Source organism: uncultured Sphingosinicella sp., assembly GCF_963974575.1.
Classification (GTDB): Bacteria; Pseudomonadota; Alphaproteobacteria; order Sphingomonadales; family Sphingomonadaceae; genus Sphingosinicella.
This window is the reverse complement of the sequence record NZ_CAXBBQ010000003.1, coordinates 1-19,497: the sequence shown is the minus strand read 5'-3', so window position 1 is coordinate 19,497 and position 19,497 is coordinate 1. Positions and strand designations below refer to the sequence as shown.

19 protein-coding genes and 2 pseudogenes are annotated in these 19,497 nt (G+C 66.2%); 17 read left to right on the top strand and 4 right to left on the bottom strand.

Translation table 11 applies throughout. The annotated features are described in order from the left end of the window. Window positions 1-29 precede the first annotated feature (29 nt). The 9 genes from rpsA to AAC014_RS05760 all read left to right on the top strand — a co-directional run bounded on the left by rpsA (window position 30) and on the right by AAC014_RS05760 (window position 8,409). Window positions 30-1,748, top strand: coding sequence for a 30S ribosomal protein S1 (gene rpsA / locus AAC014_RS05800; protein WP_339705430.1), 1,719 nt, complete (start codon window positions 30-32; stop codon window positions 1,746-1,748). Between the two features lie 191 nt (window positions 1,749-1,939). Continuing rightward, the gene (gene ihfB, locus AAC014_RS05795; RefSeq protein ID WP_293783544.1) at window positions 1,940-2,218 is read left to right on the top strand and encodes an integration host factor subunit beta; all 279 of its coding nucleotides are present in this window, start codon (window positions 1,940-1,942) and stop codon (window positions 2,216-2,218) included. A 234-nt stretch (window positions 2,219-2,452) separates the two neighbouring features. Beyond that, window positions 2,453-2,758, top strand: coding sequence for a hypothetical protein (locus AAC014_RS05790; RefSeq protein WP_339705422.1), 306 nt, complete (start codon window positions 2,453-2,455; stop codon window positions 2,756-2,758). Next, window positions 2,755-3,432 carry an orotidine-5'-phosphate decarboxylase gene (gene pyrF / locus AAC014_RS05785; protein WP_339705419.1) on the top strand — a complete coding sequence of 226 codons (678 nt, stop codon included), beginning with the start codon at window positions 2,755-2,757 and terminating at the stop codon, window positions 3,430-3,432. The genes AAC014_RS05790 and pyrF overlap by 4 nt, the downstream gene beginning before the upstream one ends. 2 nt (window positions 3,433-3,434) lie before the next feature. Then, window positions 3,435-4,085, top strand: coding sequence for a phosphoribosylanthranilate isomerase (locus tag AAC014_RS05780; protein ID WP_339705416.1), 651 nt, complete (start codon window positions 3,435-3,437; stop codon window positions 4,083-4,085). Next, window positions 4,082-5,290: a tryptophan synthase subunit beta gene (gene trpB / locus AAC014_RS05775; RefSeq protein ID WP_339705413.1), complete on the top strand. Its 1,209-nt coding sequence runs from the start codon at window positions 4,082-4,084 to the stop codon at window positions 5,288-5,290. The genes AAC014_RS05780 and trpB overlap by 4 nt, the downstream gene beginning before the upstream one ends. Further along, window positions 5,287-6,102 carry a tryptophan synthase subunit alpha gene (gene trpA / locus AAC014_RS05770; RefSeq protein WP_339705410.1) on the top strand — a complete coding sequence of 272 codons (816 nt, stop codon included), beginning with the start codon at window positions 5,287-5,289 and terminating at the stop codon, window positions 6,100-6,102. Before trpB ends, trpA begins: the two co-directional genes overlap by 4 nt. Next, complete coding sequence (accD, locus tag AAC014_RS05765) at window positions 6,099-6,956, top strand: acetyl-CoA carboxylase, carboxyltransferase subunit beta (RefSeq protein ID WP_339705407.1); 858 nt, start codon at window positions 6,099-6,101, stop codon at window positions 6,954-6,956. The genes trpA and accD overlap by 4 nt, the downstream gene beginning before the upstream one ends. 121 nt (window positions 6,957-7,077) lie before the next feature. Beyond that, on the top strand, window positions 7,078-8,409 hold the full coding sequence (locus AAC014_RS05760) for a folylpolyglutamate synthase/dihydrofolate synthase family protein (protein WP_339705404.1): 1,332 nt from the start codon (window positions 7,078-7,080) through the stop codon (window positions 8,407-8,409). Here AAC014_RS05760 and AAC014_RS05755 read toward each other — a convergent pair. Beyond that, a complete protein-coding gene (locus AAC014_RS05755; protein WP_339705401.1) occupies window positions 8,406-9,737 on the bottom strand; it encodes an MFS transporter in 1,332 nt (443 codons plus the stop codon). The two genes, AAC014_RS05760 and AAC014_RS05755, sit on opposite strands and share 4 nt — an antisense overlap. A gap of 112 nt (window positions 9,738-9,849) precedes the next feature. On the opposite strand from AAC014_RS05755, the gene AAC014_RS05750 reads away from it, so the two are divergent. After that, window positions 9,850-11,001: an aromatic ring-hydroxylating dioxygenase subunit alpha gene (locus AAC014_RS05750; RefSeq protein ID WP_339705398.1), complete on the top strand. Its 1,152-nt coding sequence runs from the start codon at window positions 9,850-9,852 to the stop codon at window positions 10,999-11,001. Here AAC014_RS05750 and AAC014_RS05745 read toward each other — a convergent pair. Further along, complete coding sequence (locus AAC014_RS05745) at window positions 10,991-12,274, bottom strand: dicarboxylate/amino acid:cation symporter (RefSeq protein ID WP_339705395.1); 1,284 nt, start codon at window positions 12,272-12,274, stop codon at window positions 10,991-10,993. The genes AAC014_RS05750 and AAC014_RS05745 overlap by 11 nt on opposite strands. A 103-nt stretch (window positions 12,275-12,377) precedes the next feature. Next, window positions 12,378-13,883, bottom strand: a complete 1,506-nt coding sequence (locus AAC014_RS05740; RefSeq protein WP_339705392.1) for a YifB family Mg chelatase-like AAA ATPase — start codon at window positions 13,881-13,883, stop codon at window positions 12,378-12,380. Between the two features lie 161 nt (window positions 13,884-14,044). Here AAC014_RS05740 and AAC014_RS05735 point away from each other — a divergent pair, with 161 nt between their 5' ends. The 7 genes and pseudogenes from AAC014_RS05735 to AAC014_RS05705 all read left to right on the top strand — a co-directional run bounded on the left by AAC014_RS05735 (window position 14,045) and on the right by AAC014_RS05705 (window position 18,200). After that, the gene (locus AAC014_RS05735) at window positions 14,045-14,335 is read left to right on the top strand and encodes a hypothetical protein (RefSeq protein WP_339705388.1); all 291 of its coding nucleotides are present in this window, start codon (window positions 14,045-14,047) and stop codon (window positions 14,333-14,335) included. A 132-nt stretch (window positions 14,336-14,467) separates the two neighbouring features. Continuing rightward, window positions 14,468-14,602: a 50S ribosomal protein L34 gene (rpmH, locus tag AAC014_RS05730; protein WP_339706563.1), complete on the top strand. Its 135-nt coding sequence runs from the start codon at window positions 14,468-14,470 to the stop codon at window positions 14,600-14,602. A 14-nt stretch (window positions 14,603-14,616) separates the two neighbouring features. Continuing rightward, window positions 14,617-14,934 (top strand): annotated as a pseudogene (gene rnpA / locus AAC014_RS05725) (ribonuclease P protein component); the annotation flags it as partial. Between the two features lie 8 nt (window positions 14,935-14,942). After that, window positions 14,943-15,152, top strand: a pseudogene (gene yidD, locus AAC014_RS05720) (membrane protein insertion efficiency factor YidD); the annotation flags it as partial. Window positions 15,153-15,211: 59 nt separating this feature from the next. Next, window positions 15,212-16,909: a membrane protein insertase YidC gene (gene yidC, locus AAC014_RS05715; protein ID WP_339705385.1), complete on the top strand. Its 1,698-nt coding sequence runs from the start codon at window positions 15,212-15,214 to the stop codon at window positions 16,907-16,909. Next, window positions 16,906-17,550 carry a ribosome biogenesis GTP-binding protein YihA/YsxC gene (gene yihA, locus AAC014_RS05710; protein ID WP_339705382.1) on the top strand — a complete coding sequence of 215 codons (645 nt, stop codon included), beginning with the start codon at window positions 16,906-16,908 and terminating at the stop codon, window positions 17,548-17,550. Before yidC ends, yihA begins: the two co-directional genes overlap by 4 nt. After that, window positions 17,547-18,200 carry a glutathione S-transferase family protein gene (locus AAC014_RS05705; protein ID WP_339705379.1) on the top strand — a complete coding sequence of 218 codons (654 nt, stop codon included), beginning with the start codon at window positions 17,547-17,549 and terminating at the stop codon, window positions 18,198-18,200. Before yihA ends, AAC014_RS05705 begins: the two co-directional genes overlap by 4 nt. Window positions 18,201-18,316: 116 nt before the next feature. Here the strand turns inward: AAC014_RS05705 and AAC014_RS05700 are convergent, their stop codons facing one another. Then, window positions 18,317-19,327 carry a 3-keto-5-aminohexanoate cleavage protein gene (locus AAC014_RS05700; protein ID WP_339705376.1) on the bottom strand — a complete coding sequence of 337 codons (1,011 nt, stop codon included), beginning with the start codon at window positions 19,325-19,327 and terminating at the stop codon, window positions 18,317-18,319. Window positions 19,328-19,497 lie beyond the last annotated feature (170 nt).

Sequence of the window (19,497 nt, the reverse complement as noted above, 5' to 3'; positions counted from 1 at the left end):
TAAACAGACACGAAGGAAAACTGATACTTATGGCAACCAACCCCACGCCGAGCCGCGACGATTTCGCGGCGCTCCTCGAAGCGAGCCTCGGCGGCAGCGAATCATTTGAAGGCCGGGTCGTCACCGGCACCGTTACGGGAATTGAAAACGACATGGCCGTCATCGACGTCGGCCTGAAGTCGGAAGGCCGCGTGCCGCTGCGTGAGTTCGCAGCGCCGGGCGAGAAGGCTGAGATCAAAGTCGGCGACCAGGTCGAAGTGTATGTCGACCGCGTCGAGAACGCCTATGGCGAGGCCATGCTGTCGCGCGACCGCGCGCGCCGTGAAGCCGCTTGGGACAAGCTCGAATCCGAATTCCAGGAAAACGCCCGCGTCGACGGCATCATCTTCGGCCGCGTGAAGGGCGGCTTCACCGTCGATCTCGGCGGCGCAGTTGCGTTCCTCCCCGGCAGCCAGGTCGATATCCGCCCGGTGCGCGATGTCACCCCGCTGATGGGTATGCCGCAGCCGTTCCAGGTGCTGAAGATGGACCGCAAGCGCGGCAACATCGTCGTCTCGCGCCGTGCTGTGCTGGAGGAAACCCGCGCCGAGCAGCGTTCGGGCCTCATCCAGACGCTCGCCGAAGGCCAGACGGTCGACGGCGTCGTCAAGAACATCACCGACTATGGTGCGTTCGTGGACCTCGGCGGCATCGACGGCCTGCTCCATGTCACCGACATGAGCTACAAGCGCGTCGGCCACCCGTCGGAAGTTCTCGGCATCGGCGATACGGTGAAGGTGCAGATCGTCCGGATCAACCGCGAAACGCAGCGCATCTCGCTCGGCATGAAGCAGCTTGAATCGGATCCGTGGGAAGGTGCCGCCGCCAAGTATTCGGTCGGCCAGAAGGCTACCGGCCGCGTCACCAACATCACCGACTACGGCGCCTTCGTGGAGCTGGAAGCGGGCGTCGAAGGTCTCGTCCACGTCTCCGAAATGTCGTGGGTCAAGAAGAACGTCCACCCGGGCAAGATCGTCTCGACGAGCCAGGAAGTCGACGTTGTGGTGCTCGAGGTCGATGAGGACAAGCGCCGCATCAGCCTTGGCCTCAAGCAGGCGCAGCAGAACCCGTGGGAGGCGTTCGCCTCTCAGTACCCGGCCGGCAGCGTCGTTGAGGGCGAAGTCAAGAACACCACCGAATTCGGCCTGTTCATTGGCCTCGACGGCGACGTCGACGGCATGGTCCACATGTCCGACATCGCGTGGGGCGTGAACGGCGAGGAAGCGCTGGAACTGCACCACAAGGGCGAGACGGTGAAGGCCGTCGTGCTCGACGTGGACGTGGAGAAGGAGCGCATCTCGCTCGGCATGAAGCAGCTCGATTCCGCATCGGGCGGCGGTGGCGGTGCCACGGTCTCCAGCGGCGGCGGCGTCAACAAGGGTGAAACCGTCACCTGCACCGTTGCGGCGATCACCGATGGCGGCATCGAGGTCACGCTCGGCGACAGCGGTTCGACCGGCTTCATCCGCCGCGGCGATCTCAGCCGTGACCGTGACGAGCAGCGTCCGGAGCGCTTCCAGGTCGGCCAGAAGGTCGATGCGCAGGTGATCGGCTTCGATCGTTCGAAGAAGCCGAACCTGTCGATCAAGTCGTTGCAGATCTCCGAGGAGAAGGAAGCCGTGAAGCAGTACGGTTCGTCCGATTCGGGCGCGAGCCTCGGCGACATCCTCGGCGAAGCGCTGAACAAGGCCAAGGACGCGAAAAAGTAAGCGACGCGCCTTTGTGAGCCGTTTGCGGCCCGTCAGTTCCGCTACTGACGGGCCGCTTGCTTTTTGTTAACTTGCTCAAGCTGTTGTATGATTTGCACGGACCGAGTCGGGGGATAGTGGACCCGGGCCGTGCTGGGTGGCCCACAAGGTGTTTTGAACAAAAAATTGGGGCTCGAGAAACGGGGTGAGAGATGATTCGATCTGAACTCGTCGCAGCAGTCACGGAAATGAACCCGCATTTGTCGCAGCGGGATGTCGAACGCGTCGTGTCGACCATTTTCGATTCGATTTCGGAGGCGCTTGCCGAAGGACGCCGCGTGGAACTGCGTGGCTTCGGCGCCTTTTCCACGCGAGGCCGCGATCCGCGGACGGGGCGCAATCCCCGCACCGGCGAAAAGGTGGCCGTGGATGCGAAGCGCGTGCCGTATTTCAAGGCCGGCAAGGAACTCCGCGAGCGGCTCAACAAATAGGCTGTGCGGCGCTTCAGCCCATGCCGGGCTGCAAACGGCGGCTTCCTGCGCGTGTCTTGGCTCAGCGTTAAATACGCTGTGCGCGGATTCTCGGAATCCGCCATTCTCGCCTCGGCCTGAACTGAATCCTCGCGCGCCCTGAAACAATCGCTGTCCGCAGCGTCTCGGGCGCTGATGATGGTTTATGCGCCATCGGTGCTGGCATCGTGTCCGCCTGTCCGTTAAGCAGGGGTCATGCGCATCGTCACGCTGATCTTTTACTTCCTGTTCGGCGCACTGCTGGCATGGTTTGCCGCCCGAAACTGGGATTTCGTCACGCTGAAGCTGTGGGGCGACTACGAGCTGGCGATCCGGCTCCCCGTTCTGCTGCTCCTCATGTTCCTCGCGGGTGCGTTGCCGCTTGCCATTCTCCGCTACGCCAGCCGCTGGCGCTGGTCTCGGCGCGTTCAGAAGCTCGAACGCGCGCTTGGGGATACTCAACCCGCGGCGCCGACCGTAACCACGACGGATCCGGCCCCGCCGCCCATCGCGCCGCTATGACGAACCCGGTATTCTGTGCGGTCGATACGGCCGACAAGGAACACGCACGGGCGCTTGCCGCGCGCGTCGCGGGGCGAGTCGGCGGCATCAAGCTCGGCCTGGAGTTCTTCATGGCGAACGGCCGCGAGGGCGTGGCTGCCGTCGCGGGGGAGGGCGGGGTGCCTGTCTTCCTCGATCTCAAGCTCCACGACATTCCAAATACCGTGGCGGGTGCCGTTCGTTCGCTCGCCTCGTGCCCCTACGACATCCTCACCGTCCACGCGGGCGGCGGCAGTGCCATGATGCGCGCGGCGAAGGACGCAGCGCGTCCCGGCGCGAAGGTCGTGGGCGTTACGGTGCTAACCAGCATGGACGAGGACGATCTGGCCGCCACGGGCGTGATCGGCACGCCCGCCGATCAGGTCCGCAGGCTTGCTGTGCTGGCGCGGGGCGCGGGGCTCGACGGGATCGTGTGCTCGGCGCACGAAGTCGCCGCGATGCGCGCGGCGTGGCCGGAGGGTTTCTTTGTCGTCCCGGGTATTCGCCCGGCGGGCAGTGCCGTCGGCGACCAGAAGCGCGTGATGACGCCGCGCGAGGCGATGGACGCAGGCGCAAGCATTCTCGTCATCGGGCGGCCGATCACCGGCGCCGACGATCCCGGCGCGGCAGCGAACGCAATTTCCCAGAGCCTTTGAGCATGGCGCGCATCAAGATCTGCGGCGTGCGGGACCGCGCCGCGATCGATGCCGCCGCGGCCGGGCGTGCGGACTATGTGGGCTTCGTGTTTTTCGCGAAAAGCCCGCGCAATCTCTCGCTTGATGAGGCGGGCGGGCTTGCGGGCGTGGTGCCGTCGGGCATCCGCCGTATCGGCCTGTTCGTGAACGCCGACGACGAGGCGATCGGCGCGGCTGTGCGCGCCGCGCGGCTCGATGGCGTGCAGCTTCACGGCGACGAGGGGCCGGACCGCGCGGCGGCGATAAAAGGACGTTTCGGCGTCGAGGTGTGGAAAGCCCTGCCGGTCACCACGCGCGCCGATCTCGCGGCGGCCCGCAGCTATGCAGGCGTGGTCGACCGCATCCTCTTCGACGCGAAGACACCGCCCGGCGCTGCGCTTCCCGGCGGCATGGGCGTGCGCTTCGACTGGCGGTTGCTTGCCAGGGACAACGGAGGCTTCGATCCGGGGGCGCCGTGGGGGCTGGCGGGCGGACTTGACGCCTCGACAGTCGGCGAAGCCCTCGCTACGACGCAGGCGCCGCTCGTCGACGTTTCGTCGGGGGTGGAGGATGCGCCGGGCGTGAAGTCCCCGGCGATGATCAGGGCGTTTTGCGAGGCGGTACGCGCACGATGACGGTTCAGAACAGCCTGAGACAGCAGCCGGACGAGCGCGGCCATTTCGGCGCCTTCGGCGGCCGCTATGTCGCCGAGACGCTGATGCCGCTGATCCTCGATCTGGAACGCGAATACCGCGCCGCGCAGACCGACCCGGCGTTCCGCGACGAATTCGAATATCTGCTGAAGCACTATGTCGGCCGCCCGAGCCCACTGTGGCTGGCGGAGCGGCTGACGGCGGAACTCGGCGGCGCGAAGATCTACCTGAAGCGCGAGGACCTCAACCACACTGGCGCGCACAAAATCAACAACTGCATCGGCCAGATTCTGCTCGCCCGGCGCATGGGCAAGACCAAGATCATCGCCGAAACGGGCGCGGGTCAGCACGGCGTCGCGACCGCGACCGTGGCCGCGCTCTTCGGCCTGCCGTGCACCATCTTCATGGGCGCGGTGGACGTCGCCCGCCAGCAGCCGAACGTGTTCCGTATGAAGCTGCTCGGCGCGGAAGTCGTCGCGGTGGAATCGGGCGCCAAGACGCTGAAGGATGCGATGAACGAGGCGCTGCGCCACTGGGTCGCAAACGTCCACGACACCTTCTACATCATCGGCACAGTGGCGGGGCCGCACCCCTATCCCGAGCTGGTAAGAGATTTCCAGTCCGTGATCGGCACCGAGGCGCGCGCGCAGATTCTGGAGGCGGAAGGCCGGCTGCCGGACATGCTGATCGCGCCCGTCGGCGGTGGATCGAACGCCATCGGCCTGTTCCACCCGTTCCTTGATGATACGGACGTCGAGATCGTCGGCGTCGAGGCGGCGGGCGAGGGGCTGGACGGCAAGCACGCCGCGAGCCTCGCCGGCGGCGTGCCCGGCATCCTCCACGGCAACAAAACCTACCTGCTGCAGGACGAGGACGGCCAGATCACCGAGGCGCACTCGATCTCGGCGGGTCTCGACTATCCCGGCATCGGCCCGGAGCACGCGTGGCTGCACGACATCGGCCGGGTCCGCTATGAGCCCGTGACGGACGCCGAGGCGCTCGCCAGCTTCCAGCGCCTCTGCAAGCTGGAAGGCATCATCCCGGCGCTCGAATCCGCGCACGCCATCGCGGCTGCGGAACGCATCGCGCCGACGATGGGCAAGGACAAGATCATCATCGTCAACCTCTCCGGCCGCGGCGACAAGGATATCTTCACCGTGGCCGAGGCGCTGGGGGTGAGGCTGTGAGCGGGCGCCTCCCTGCCGCTTTTGCGAGCGCCAAGGCCGATGGCCGCGCCACGCTTGTCACCTTCGTTACCGGAGGCGATCCGACGCCTGCTGACACGGGCGCCGTGCTTGACGCGCTCGTCGCGGGCGGGGCGGACGTGATCGAGCTCGGGATGCCATTCACCGATCCTATGGCGGACGGCCCCGCCATTCAGCGCGCGAACCTCCGTGCGCTCGGGGCAGCGACGACGACGGCCGATATTCTCGGCATTGCGAAGACGTTCCGTGCGCGCCATCCGCAGGTGCCGCTCGTGCTGATGGGGTATGCGAACCCGATGCTTCGGCGCGGTGCTGATTGGTTTGCCGCTGCCGCGAAAGATGCGGGCGTGGACGGCGTGATCGCGGTCGACCTGCCGCCAGAGGAAGACCGCGAGCTTGGCCCGTCGCTGCGCGCGGCGGGGATCGATTTCATCCGGCTGGCGACGCCGACGACGGACGCCGCGCGGCTGCCCGCCGTGCTGGAAGGCGCCTCGGGCTTCCTCTATTATGTTTCGGTCGCCGGCATCACGGGCCTCCAGCAAGCGGCGCAGGGCAGAATCGAAAGCGCTGTCGCCCGCCTGAAGGCCGCGACCGACCTGCCGGTGGCCGTGGGCTTTGGCGTGCGGACGCCGGAGCAGGCTGCCGCGATCGGCCGCGTGGCAGACGGCGTTGTCGTCGGCTCGGCGATCGTTGATATCGTGGCGGCACACGGCGCCGGCGCCGCGCCGCATGTGAAGGATTATGTGGCCGGGCTCGCCGCCGCGCTCGCCACCGCAAGGGAGAAGGCCGCATGAGCTGGCTCGAACGTATCCGCCCCGCGCTCAGTTTCCTTACGAAGAAGGAAACGCCGGACAATCTCTGGACGAAGTGCCGGGGCTGCGGCCAGATGAACTTCCACCGCGAGCTGGTGGACAACATGAACGTTTGCCCGCGCTGCGACTTCCACGAGCGCATCGGCCCGAAGGAGCGCTTCCAGCAGATCTTCGACGGCGGCAAATATGCGCGGCTGGCGATCCCGTCGGTGACGGAAGACCCGCTGAAATTCCGCGACCAGAAGAAATATACCGACCGCATCAAGGCCGCGCGCGCCGCGACCGGCGACCCCGAGGCGTTCGCGATCGCAGAGGGCCAGATCGAGGGCACCGCCGCAATCGTGGGCGTGCAGAACTTCGCCTACATGGGCGGATCGATGGGTATGGGCGTGGGCGAGGCATTCATCGCCGGGGCGGAAGCCGCGCTCGATGCCCGTGTGCCCTACGTGGTGTTCACGGCGGCGGGCGGCGCGCGGATGCAGGAGGGGCTGCTCAGCCTGATGCAGATGCCGCGCGCGACCGTGCTCACCTCGCTGCTGCGCGAGGCGGGGCTGCCGTACATTGTCGTCATCACCGATCCGACGACGGGCGGCGTCACCGCGTCCTACGCGATGCTCGGCGACGTTCACATCGCGGAGCCGGGCGCACTCATCGGCTTCGCGGGCCAGCGCGTCATCGAACAGACGATCCGCGAGAAGCTGCCCGAAGGCTTCCAGCGCGCCGAATATCTGCACGAGCACGGCATGGTCGACATGGTGGTGCACAGGAAGCGGCTGAAGGCGCAGCTCGGCAGCCTGCTCGGCGTGCTCACCCACGCGCCTGCGAAAGCCGCATGAGCGAGGACAATATGTTTAGCCCCTCCCTGGATAGGGAGGGGATGGGGAGGGTCTCCGGCACCGTCGGCGTGTCGACCCCCACCCTGCCACCCCATTTCCAGAGGGAGGGGCACGTTTCCTGATGGCGACCGAGGGGGCCCGGTCAGACAATCCCGCGCTCGATGCCCTGCTCGTCGAGGCGAAGGCGCTGCATCCCAATCTGATCGACCTGACCCTCGGCCGCGTCGAACGGCTGCTCGGCAAGCTCGGCAACCCGCATCACCACCTGCCGCCGGTGTTTCACGTGTCAGGCACGAACGGCAAGGGCTCGACGGCGGCATTCCTGCGCGCCTGCCTCGAAGCGGCGGGCTACCGTGTCCACGTCTTCACCTCGCCGCATCTCGTGCGCTTCAACGAGCGTATCCGCCTTGCCGGGCGGCTCATCACCGATGGTGAGCTGATCGAGCTTCTGAATGATGTGATCAGTGTCAACAACGGCGAGCAGATCACGTTTTTCGAGCTGACCGCGGCGGCCGCGTTCACGGCCTTCTCGCGCACGCCCGCCGACGCCTGCGTCATCGAGGTCGGGCTCGGCGGCACTTGGGACGCAACGAATGTGCTCCCGACGGCGGCGATCTGCGGCATCGCGCAGCTCGGGCTCGATCACCAGCAGTTCCTCGGCAATTCGATCCTCGACATCGCGCGCGAGAAGGCGGGCATCGCCAAGAAAGGCGTGCCGCTCGTCACCTCACGCTACCCGCAAACGGTTGCTGCGGCGATCGGCGAGGTGGCGGGGCCGAAGGGCGCCCGCATCATCGCGCGTGGCATCGATTGGGATGTGGGCATATATCAGGACCAGCTTCACTACCGCGACGCTAAGGCGAAGCTGACGCTCGGGATGCCGCGCCTGCCCGGCGCGCACCAGATCGACAATGTCGGCCTCGCCGCCGCGATGCTGCGCCACCAGAGCGCGCTTGCCGTGCCGGACGCGGCGCTGCGTGCCGGACCGGGCTGGGCGGAATGGCCCGCGCGGCTTCAGCATCTGGAAAGCGGCCCGCTTGTGGCGCACCTGCCGCAGGGCAGCGAGCTCTGGCTCGACGGCGGCCACAATCCCTCCGCTGCGCGTGTCCTCGTCGATGCCTTCCGCGCGCAGGATATCGCCGCGACGCCGTTCCACCTCGTGCTCGGGATGCTGCAAAGCAAAGACGCGGCAGCCTTCCTCAAGGCCTTCGCGGGCCGCGTGACGGCGGTGCATACCGTGCCGATCCCCGAGCACGAGTGCGTGTCCCCCGAAACACTCGCGAAATTCGCGAGCGATGTCGGACTTCCCGCGACGCCCGCCGCATCGGTCGACGAAGCACTCCGCCGCATCGGCCACGCCGCCGACCGCAAGGCACCGCCCGTGGTGCTGATTGCGGGCTCGCTTTACCTTGCCGGCGACGTGCTGAAGATCAACGGGCCGCTTCCCGCTTAATCCTCCGCCTTCTCCGTTCCCGCCGTACCGATCGATGCGTCGATGAGACCGGCGCGCATCATCAGCCAGAAGAGGAGGATGCCGGGGAGCGCGATGGCTGTGGTGAACAGGTAGTAGTTCACATAGCCGAACGCTTCGATCAATGCGCCCGCTGTCGTTCCCGTCATGAAGCGGCCGACGATGCTGGCGAAGGCGGAGATGAGCGCATACTGCGCCGCTGTGAAACGAAGATCGGTGAGCGCGGAGAAATAGGCGACGACGCAGACGCCGCCGATGCCGCTCGCGAAATTTTCGAAGCCGATGGCAAGCGCCATGCCGGTGTTGCTGTGTCCGGCAGCGGCGAGCAGCGCGAAGCTGAAGTTGGACACCGCCATCAGGATCAGGCTGAAGAGCACCGAGCGTTTGAGGCCGAGCCTGGCATAGAGCACGCCGCCCACGAAGATGCCTGCGAGCAGCGCCCAGAAGCCGACGCCAACGTCGTAGATCGCAATCTCGGTATTCGAATAGCCGAGATCTTCGAACAGCAGGCGGAGCGTGAGGTTCGCGAGCGTGTCGCCGATCTTGTGGAGGAGGATAAAGAGCAGCACCAGCCACGCGCCGCTGCGTTGCAGGAACTCGGCGAATGGGCCGATGATCGCGGCGCCGAGCGTCTTCAGCGTCTTTCGCGCAGCAACTTCCTTGTGGCGCGCGGGTTCGCCCATGATGAGCGCGGTGAATGCGGCCGGAAGCGCGAAGACGGCGCACAGCATATAGGCGGCATCCCAGCCAAGGTTCCACTGCATGGGATCTGCGGCGACGAGTGCAAGCGCGCCCGCGCCCGCCGCGCCGATGCGCCAGCCGTATTGCGACATGCCCGCGCCGACGCCGAGCTGGCGCGGTTCCAGCAGTTCGATGCGATAGGCATCGATGACGATATCGAACGTCGCGCCGGCGACGCCCACGAAGATCGCGGCGAGCGCGACGGCCATGATGTCCGCCTTCGGGTCCATAAGCCCGAGATTGATGACCGCAACGATGACGAGTGCGGACGTGAACAGCATCCACGAAACACGCTGGCCGAGCCGCCCGAGCAGCGGCAAGCGCACGCCTTCCACGACCCAGGCCCAGAGAAACTTGAAGTTGTAGGCGAGGAACACCAGCGCGAAGGTGGTGACGCTTTTCTTGTCGATCCCGTCCTGCGCGAGCCGCGTGGTAAGCGTCGCGCCGATCATCGCATAGGGAAAGCCCGACGACATGCCGAGGAACAGCGCAGCGAACGGCGCGGCTTCGAAATAGGGGCGGACACCTGCGGGAAGGCGGTCCCGAACCGATGCCAAATTGCCCGCCATGCGTGCTCCTTCATGCTGACCGGGTGTGTGTGTAAGCGAGAAATGGCTGCACGGGAATCTCCCGCGTTTGCGCTAGGTGTCGGATAGGCGTGGGCGCGGTAGAATGGCAGGCATGGACGCTCCTTCACCCCCGCGCCGTCCGACCGCCGACCAGCTTGCGCTGGCGCGGGCGATCGCGGACGGCAAGGCCGCGCACGACGATCGCACGGCCACCGTTCCCGCCTCCATCTATGTCGATGACGCGCGGTTCCGGCTGGAGCGCGAGCGGCTGTTCGGGCGGCTTCCGGTGGCGGTCGCGGTGTCGGCGCTGCTGCCCGAGGCGAACATGGCGGTGCCGCACGACGGGTTCGGCGTGCCCCTGCTCCTCGCGCGCGACGGCAAGGGCACGGTGCGCGTGTTCCTGAACGTCTGCCGCCATCGCGGCACGCGGCTGATGGACGGCGCAGACGCGCAGAAGGCGCCGCGTATCGTCTGTCCCTATCATGCTTGGGCCTATAGCTGCGACGGACGGCTGGCGGGCGTGCCGCGCGCCGACACGTTTCCGGGGCTGGACAAGGCGGAGCGCGGGCTTCTGGAACTGCCCTCGCGCGAGGCGGGCGGCATCATCTGGGCGGGGCTGGAGCAGGATCGGGCCTACGATTTCTCGTATGTCGAGGGGCCGCTTGCCGCCGATTTCGATGCGCTCGGGCTTGGCGAGATGTATCTCTACAATCGCCGCACGCACGATGTGCCCGCGAACTGGAAGCTGATCATGGACGCGTTCCTTGAAAGCTACCACGTGCAGCGCCTGCACGCGAAAACGATCGCGCCGTTCTTCGTGGATGGGATCACGGCGGGCGACCTCATCGGCCCGCACGCGCGCTCCGCAGTGGCGCGCGCCGATTATCTTGCCCAGGTCGACCTTGAAGATTGGGCGGCGCTGCGCCGTGTCGTGACCTACGCCTATCAGCTCGTGCCCGGCACGGTGCTGGTGTTCTCGCCCGACTATGTGAACCTGATGACGCTGATGCCGCAGGCGGCCGGGCGCACGCTGGTCGAGGACTTCATGCTGATCCCCGAAAAGCCCGCGACCGCGAAGGCTGAGGATCACTGGTGCCGGTCGTGGGAGTTGCTCGACGGCGGCGTGTTCGGCACCGAGGATTTCGGCGCCGCTGCGCGCGGCCAGCAGGGGCTGGAAAGCGGCGCCGTGTCCGAATTGCTGCTCGGCAGACTCGAACTCGGCATCCGCCGCTTTCACGAAACGGTGGAAAACCTCATCGCATAGGTTCGGGGGTAAGCAGCGGCGGGTCGGTTTCGCCCTTCGAAACGACGACGGCGGCGGCGAGATCGCCGGTGACGTTCAGCGTCGTGCGGCACATATCCAGGAAACGGTCGACGCCGAGGATGAGGCCGATGCCTTCGGGCGGGACGCCGACCATGCCGAGAATGAGCGCAACGACCGGCAGTGAACCCGCAGGGACGCCCGCCGTGCCGATGCCGCCGAGAATGCACACCAGCATCACCACGACCTGCTGGCCGAGGCTGAGATCGACGCCGAAGAACTGTGCGAGGAACAGCACGGTGACGCCTTCGAACAGCGCGGTGCCGTTCTGGTTCGCCGTGGCGCCGATGGTGAGCACGAAGCGCGAGACGCGGCGCGGCAGCATCAGCTTGGTTTCAGCAACGCGCAGCGCCGTGGGCAGTGTTGCGTTCGACGAGGCTGTGGAGAAGGCCATGACGATGGCTTCCTCCGATCCCTTGAAGAAGCGCGCCGGCGACATGCCGCCGAGGAACTTCACGGCCAGCGAATAGACGACGAGCATGTGGAAGCCGAGCGCCAGCACCACGACGCCCACGTAAGAGGCGAGGCGGGCGAGCAGATCCCAGCCGAACAGCGCGGCGAGATTGAACATGAAGCAGGCGACCGCATACGGCGCGAGGCGGATGACGAGGTTGATCAGCGTCATCGTGACGTCGAACAGGCCTTCGATCGCGCCTTTCAGTCGCTCCGTGCCCGGCGTGTTTGCCAGCACCATGCCGATGCCGAACATCAGCGCGAAGAACATCACGGCGAGGATGTCGTTGTCCGCCGCCGCGCGGATGACGTTGGAGGGCACGATGTTGATCAGCGCATCCATGCCCGAAGGCGCGGTGCGCGAGCTCTGCACGATGGAGGCAGCGCCGTCGCCCGCATCCGCAAGCAGACGCTGCGCGACCGCCGGATCAATGCCGTCGCCGGGGCGCAGCACGTTCACGAAGACGAGACCGATGACGACAGCGACGGAGGACACGCCGATCGTGTAGGCGAGCGTTTTCCAGCCGATGCGGCCGAGCGAGCGGATGTCGCCCATTTCGGCCACGCCGAGCACAAGCGCTGAGAACAGCAGCGGGATCACGAGCATGAACAGCAGACGCAGGAACAGCTGGCCGATGGGGCCGGTCACATAGGTCGTGATGGTATGAACCCACGCGGCGTCGGCGCCTGCGGTGAAATGCACGACAAGGCCCGCGGCAAGACCGAACGCGAACCCGATCAGCATTTTCACATGTAACGGCATCAACTGCTCCCTCTGCACGCGCGGTGACGATAGACGAGGCTTCCCGCAATGAAAATCCAGCCGGACCAAAGGCGACGATAACCTTGGCCTATGGGCTTGAAGGTCAGTTCACCGGCGCCCTTCGCCGATAGCTGAGCGCTTCGGCGATATGGATGCGCGCGACGCTTTCCGCGCCCGCGAGGTCGGCAAGCGTGCGGGCGACGCGGAGCACGCGGTGGTAGCCGCGCGCGGTGAGGCGCATCGATTCGGCGGCCTGCATCAGCAGCTTGCGGCCGGGCTCGTCGGGCGTTGCGGCGTCTTCGAGGAGCTTGCCGTCGGCCTCCGCATTGGTGCGGACGCCGTGCGCTTCATAGCGGGCGGTCTGCAGCGCGCGGGCGGCGGCGACGCGCGCGGCGACTTCGGTCGAGCCTTCGGCGGGCGGGGGCAGCGCGAGATCGGCGGCGGAGACGGGCTCGACCTCGACGTGGAGATCGATGCGGTCGAGCAGCGGCCCGGAGAGTTTGGACTGATAGTCTGCGGCGCATCTCGGCGCGCGCGCGCAGGCGAGCGCGGGATCGCTGAGATGGCCGCAACGGCAGGGGTTCATCGCCGCGATCAGCTGCACGCGCGCGGGGTAGGTGACGTGGAGCGCGGCGCGCGCGATGCTGACCTCGCCGGTCTCGAGCGGCTGGCGCAGCGAATCGAGTGTTTGGCGCTGGAACTCCGGCAGTTCGTCGAGGAACAGCACGCCGAGATGCGCGAGGCTGACTTCGCCCGGCCGCGCCTTCGCACCGCCGCCGACGAGTGCCGCCATCGATGCCGAATGGTGCGGCGCGCGAAAGGGACGCGCGCGGATCAGCTTGCCGCCGTCAAGCGCGCCCGCGACCGAGGCGACCATCGAGACTTCAAGCGCCTCGCGCGGGGAAAGCGGCGGCAATATGCCCGGCAGCGCGGCGGCGAGCAGCGACTTGCCCGCGCCGGGCGGGCCGGACATCAATAGATTATGGCCGCCCGCCGCCGCGATTTCGAGCGCGCGCTTCGCGGTTTCCTGGCCCTTCACGGCGGCAAGGTCGGGCGCGACGGCAGCGTCTTCGGCAACCGAGGCCGTCGGCGGGCTGAGAAGCTGCGTGCCTTTCAGATGGTTGAGCAGGCTGAGGAGATCGGGTGCGGCGAGCACGTCGCAGCCCGCCCACGCCGCCTCGCCGCCCTGCGCGGCCGGGCAGATGAGGCCGAGTTCGTTCGTGGACGCGTGGAGCGCCGCGAGGAGGACGCCGGGCACCGGGCTCACCCGCCCGTCGAGCGCGAGTTCGCCCACCGCCGCGTAGCCCGCGAGGGCTTCGAGGTCGACGACGCCCATCGCGGCGAGCAGGCCGAGCGCGATGGGAAGGTCGTAGTGGCTGCCTTCCTTGGGGAGGTCGGCGGGCGAAAGGTTGACCGTGATGCGCTGGAACGGAAGCGCGAGGCCGATCGCGGAAAGCGCCGCGCGCACGCGCTCCTGGCTTTCGGCCACGGCCTTGTCGGGCAGGCCGACGATGGTGAACTTGGCTCCCCCGCGCGCGATCTGCACCTGCACATCGATACTGCGCGCTTCAAGCCCGATGAACGCGACTGTCTGCACGCGCGCAACCATGACCAGCTTCCCCCGTTGATGCATCGAAACGATCCACCGTGGGACCCCGGTAAAGTGCGCCAACATCATCGTCAAACCCTTGGGGTTACGGCCTCTTTTTTGACACGCCGTGGGCGCACTCTGCGCAGCAGAGACGATTCGCACGCGCCCGAGGATTCCCCGTGACCACGCCTTCCCCACCCCCGCGCAAGCCGCGGCGGCCGCGCTCGCTCGCGCGCCGCGGCGCGGAGATGACAGCGGGCGTGATGCTGATGATCCTGTCGCCGATCATCGGCGGGCCGCTGATTCCTGGGCCGTTCGGCTTCATCGGCTCGGCGATCGGGCTCGCGCTCGTGCTCAGGAACTCGCATGGCGCGCGCAAGCGCTATGTCGCGTTCAAGCGCCGTTATCCGAAGATCGCGCACTGGGTGGACATGGGGCTTCGCCGCCGCAAAAGGCCGCGTCCAGAGTAAGCGTGACCACGCTTTCCGTTGACTTTGGGCGCGCGCTTGGCCTATGCGCTCGCCCGAAGGTTTCGGTCGCGATTGCGCGAGCACGCGTGCGCGGCCGTTTTTATTGATTCGATTCGCAAGAAGGCATGTCCGATGAAGCGCACCTACCAACCGAGCAAGCTCGTCCGCAAACGGCGCCACGGCTTCCGCACGCGCTCGGCGACGCCGGGCGGCCGCAAGATTCTGGCGGCCCGCCGTTCGCGCGGCCGCAAGCGGCTGTCGGCGTAGCTCCGAAGCCGGAGCGGCTCCGTGCGCGGCGCGACTTTCTCGCCGCGAACAAAGGACGCCGCGCCGTGACTGACGGCTTCATCCTGCTGGCCCGCGACCGCGCCGATGGCGGCGGTGTGCGTGTCGGCTTCACCGTCACCAAGAAGATCGGCAATTCGGTTGTCCGCAACCGGTTGAAGCGCCGCCTGCGTGCGCTGGTTTCCGAATCGATGCCTGCGCTCGCATCTCCCGCCCATGATTATGTGCTGATCGGCCGCGAGGCGGGGCTCACCCGCGATTATGTCGACTTGACCGCCGATCTGGCGCGCGCCGTGCGGAAGGTCGCGAGATGATCGGTAGGCTGGTCGCCCGGATGATGATCCTCGTGGCGCGCGGCTGGCAGCTCAGCTTTTCGGTGATCCTGCCGCCGACGTGCCGGTTTGCGCCGTCGTGCTCGGCCTATGCGATCGAGGCGATCGAGCGGCACGGCCCTATCAAGGGTGGCGCGCTCGCGCTTCGTCGGATATTGCGCTGCCATCCGTGGGGCGGTTCGGGGTTCGATCCCGTCCCCGGGCCTGAAACCATAACGAAGTCGAGGCCCTGCTGCGGGCCGCAAGAAGGTGGTCGAGCTTGAGCGATAATCGCAACATGTTTCTGGCGATCCTGTTGTCGATCGTCGTGCTGTTCGGCTGGGCTGCCGTCTCGGAGCGCTTCTTCCCGACGCCGAAGTCGAACGAACCGGTGAGCGCCGCGCAGAAGGCGGATGGCGCGGCGCCAGTCGCGGAGGCCTCCACTGTCTTGCGCGACCGGGCGGCCGTGATCGCCGAAGCCGAGCGTGTTGCGATCCGTACGCCCGCGCTTTCAGGCTCGATCAATCTCACCGGCGCGCGCATCGACGACCTTTTGCTTCTGCGCCATGACGAGACGCTCAAAAAGGACTCGCCGAACGTCCGTCTGTTCTCGCCTTCGGGAACGCAGGGCGCCTATTTCGCGGAATTCGGCTGGACCGGGTCTGCGGGCCTGCCGACCGCCGAAACGCGCTGGACGGCAAGTGCGCCGACGCTGACTCCCGAACAGCCGGTGACGCTGTCGTGGACGAATGCCGCAGGCCAGACCTTCCTGATCGCGCTGTCGGTGGACAAGGACTATCTGTTCACCGCGAAGCAGAGTGTCGTGAACAAGGGCGCCCAGGCGCTCGTCGCGCGGCCCTACGGCCTCGTCGCACGCGTCGGCACAGGGCCGGACAAGAGCACGTTCAATGCCCACACAGGGCCTATCGGCGTATTCGGCGGCAAGACCAACTACGAAAACAATTACGATGACGTCGATGAGGCGCCAGCCGGTCAGATCGATTTCCGCTCGAAGGGCGGCTGGATCGGCTTCACCGACAAATACTGGCTTTCCGCGCTGATCCCCGCGAACGACGCGACATTCGACGGCAATTTCCGCAGCGGCGGCGACCAGCGGTATCAGGCGGGCGTGCGCGGGGAGCCGCTTGCAGTCGGCCCCGGCCAGACTGCCGCGACGACCACGCGCCTGTTCGCGGGCGCGAAGGAAGTGGACGTCCTCGATCGCTATCAGGATGATCTCGGCATCCCCCGCCTCGGCAGCGCCATCGATTGGGGCTGGTTCGAGGTGATCGCGAAGCCGATCTTCCACCTGCTCGACTGGCTGTTCGAGAAGACCGGCAACCTCGGCGTCGCCATCATCGGCCTCACCATCCTCATCCGCTTCGTGCTGTTCCCGATTGCGAACAAGCAGTACGCCTCGATGGCGAAGATGCGGCAGGTGCAGCCGAAGATGAAGGCGCTGCAGGAGCGCTACAAGGACGACAAGCTGAAGCTCCAGCAGGAAATGATGGAGCTTTACAAGACGGAGAAGGTGAACCCGCTCGCGGGCTGCCTGCCGATCCTCCTCCAGATTCCGATCTTCTACGCGCTCTACAAGACGCTGTTTCTTGTCATCGATATGCGGCACCAGCCGTTCTACCTGTGGATCAAGGACCTTTCCGCGCCCGATCCGCTGACGCCGGTGAACCTGTTCGGTCTGCTGCCGTTCACGCCGCCGCCGTACATCGGCATCGGCGTGCTGCCGATCCTGCTCGGCATCACCATGTGGCTCCAGCAGAAGCTCAATCCGCAGCCGCTCGACGAGATTCAGCAGAAGGTGTTCGCCATCCTGCCGTGGATGTTCATGATCATCATGGCGCCGTTCGCGGCGGGTCTGCAGCTCTACTGGACGGTGAACAACATCATCTCGATCGCGCAGCAGTGGGTGCTGATCCGCAAGCATCCGGCGCCCGCGCCGGAACCTGCCAAAGCAAAATGATCGGCATCAGCCCCCGGGAGGCGAACCGACTGTTCACGGGGCCGATCGCCTTCGTGAAGTCGGCGCCGACGATGGACGACCTGCCCCCGGCGAACCTGCCGGAGGTGGCGTTCGCGGGGCGTTCCAATGTCGGCAAGTCGTCGCTGCTGAATGCGCTGACGGCGCGAAAGGGCCTTGCGCGCACCTCGAACACGCCGGGCCGCACGCAGCTTCTCAACATCTTCGATGTCGGCGAACCCGCCGTGCTGCGCCTCGTCGATATGCCGGGCTACGGCTATGCCGAGGCGCCCAAGAAGATGGTGGACGCGTGGAAGCGCGCGGTCTTCGATTATCTGCGTGGCCGTGCCAACCTGAAGCGCGTGCTGCTGCTGATCGACAGCCGGCGCGGCATCGGCAAGGTCGACGAAGATGTGATGGACATGCTCGATAGCGCTGCCGTCTCCTATCAGATCGTGCTCACCAAGACTGACAAGGTGAAGGAAAGCTGGGTGGCGAAGCTGCGCGAGGATCTTCCCGCGCTCCTGAAGCGGCATCCGGCATCGTTCCCCAGCTTGCTCGCGACGAGTTCCGAAAAGAATCACGGCATCGAAGAGCTGCGCGCAGCGGTGCTCGGGGCGGCGAAGGACGACACGGGCATATGAAGCTGGTGATCGGCAACAAGCGCTACTCATCCTGGTCGCTGCGCGGCTGGCTGGCGGCGAAGCAATCGGGCCTTGCGTTTGAAGAGGTCGTGATCCCCATGGATACGCCCGAATTCGCCGCGGCGAAGGCGGATGCGTCGCTGCTGCCCTCGGGCACCGTGCCCGTGCTGTGGGACGGGGACATCGCGGTGTGGGAAAGCCTCGCGATTGTCGACTGGCTCGCCGACCGCGTCGGCCGCGACGTTTTCTGGCCGAAGGATGATGCGGCGCGGGCGCTGGCGCGCGCGATCGCAGCGGAGATGCACGCGGGTTTCATCAATCTGCGCAGGCATTGCCCGATGAACACCGGGCGGACCTATCCATCGTTCGCGCTGACGCCCGAGGTGGAGCGCGACATCGGCCGCATCGACGCGCTGTGGCGCGAGGCGCTGCACGGATTCGGCGGTAGCGGTGGCCCGTATCTGTTCGGCGCGTTCGGCGCGGCGGACATCATGTACGCCCCCGTCGTCACGCGCTTCCGCACTTATGACGTGCCGCTCTCCGATGCGTCGGACGCCTATGTGAACGCTGTTCTCGCGCACCCCTTCATGCAGGACTGGTACGCGGGCGCGGATGCCGAGGACTGGCGGCTCGACCGGATCGAGTACTAGCCCGCGAACGACCCGCCAGGACAAGCTCGCGGACAGCTACCGCGCGATGGTCCAACGCGCTTCAACTTGCGGTGGCGGGCAGGGCGGCCAGCGCGCGCACCACACCGGAACTGCGCTCAGGCCGCCTGCGACGCCTTGCTTTGCAGCCCGAGATATCTGTGGGCCTCGGCCCCGCTGACCGGGCGACGGCCAACCGAGATTGCCAGGTCAGCCGCAGCTTTAACGAGCGCGGCGTTATCGAGACTCGTGGTGCAGCTGACGTCCTCCTCGCCGACCCGAATATGGCCGCCTTGTTCGATGGCGTAACGAACCACCTCACTGTCGAGGATGTTGTCTCCCTGTACGGAGATCATCCAAGGAAGGTCCACACCCTCAAGCGCCTCGAGATAAGCGTCGAGCGCCTTGATCGTAGGCGCGAGAGCATTACGCACCGTAGGCTCTTTGTTTGACCACACCTTGTGGCGCCCACCAAACCAGATCTTCACGATGGTGCCGGCCGGCAGCAGACCCCGCTTGGCGTACTCGCGAATCCAGTAGCATGTCGCAGGCGTGTAGATGCCGAGCGAAAGCGGAACCTGATGCGCGTTCGCGAACATCACCAGTTCGTGCGCTTCCGAATACGTCGAACCGCTGACCCACTGGTTGTTGGGCAAACCATCCGCATTCGCGTTGGCAAAGATGGTCAGGCCCATCTCGATCGTCACCATCGTCAGGCAACCCGCCGCGGCCAGCGCCGGATAGTGCTTGTGGTTCTCGGCATGGGTCGTCCCGGTGAACAGCGGGGCTGGGTAGATCAGTGCGTGCGGGTGTGTGGAAAGGATTTCCTCGCTCATTCGGATGATCTGCTCGATCTGTTGATCGGTCGGAAGATGCATGTCGTAATGATGATGGATGATCGTCGCACCGGCATCGAGCGACGCACGCGCGCCTTCGAGTGACGGGCCATAGAGACTGCGCTTGCCGGCAGTTTTCCCGTTATCGGGCTCGCTTTCAGAACCGTAAAGTATCGCTGCGTTGCCTTCCGGCTTCTCCGAGGAAACCGCGGCTTCGATGATGATCGGCGTTTCAGCACCTGCCATGATGATCAATCCTCGCTCGAAATCCGTTGCGCGACGCCCTTCTACCATCTGCAAATCTCGTCTGCGCCAGCTACGGCGCCGAACTGCGTCTACGGGCAACGGCTATGCGAGCGAGAGAGCAGTCGATTTGCCTCGCCGTGCAGGTTGTCCACCCGTGCACGAAGCACGAACCCGCTGCGCGGGAGTGGTGCTAGTGGTGAGGTAACAGCAACGCCGCG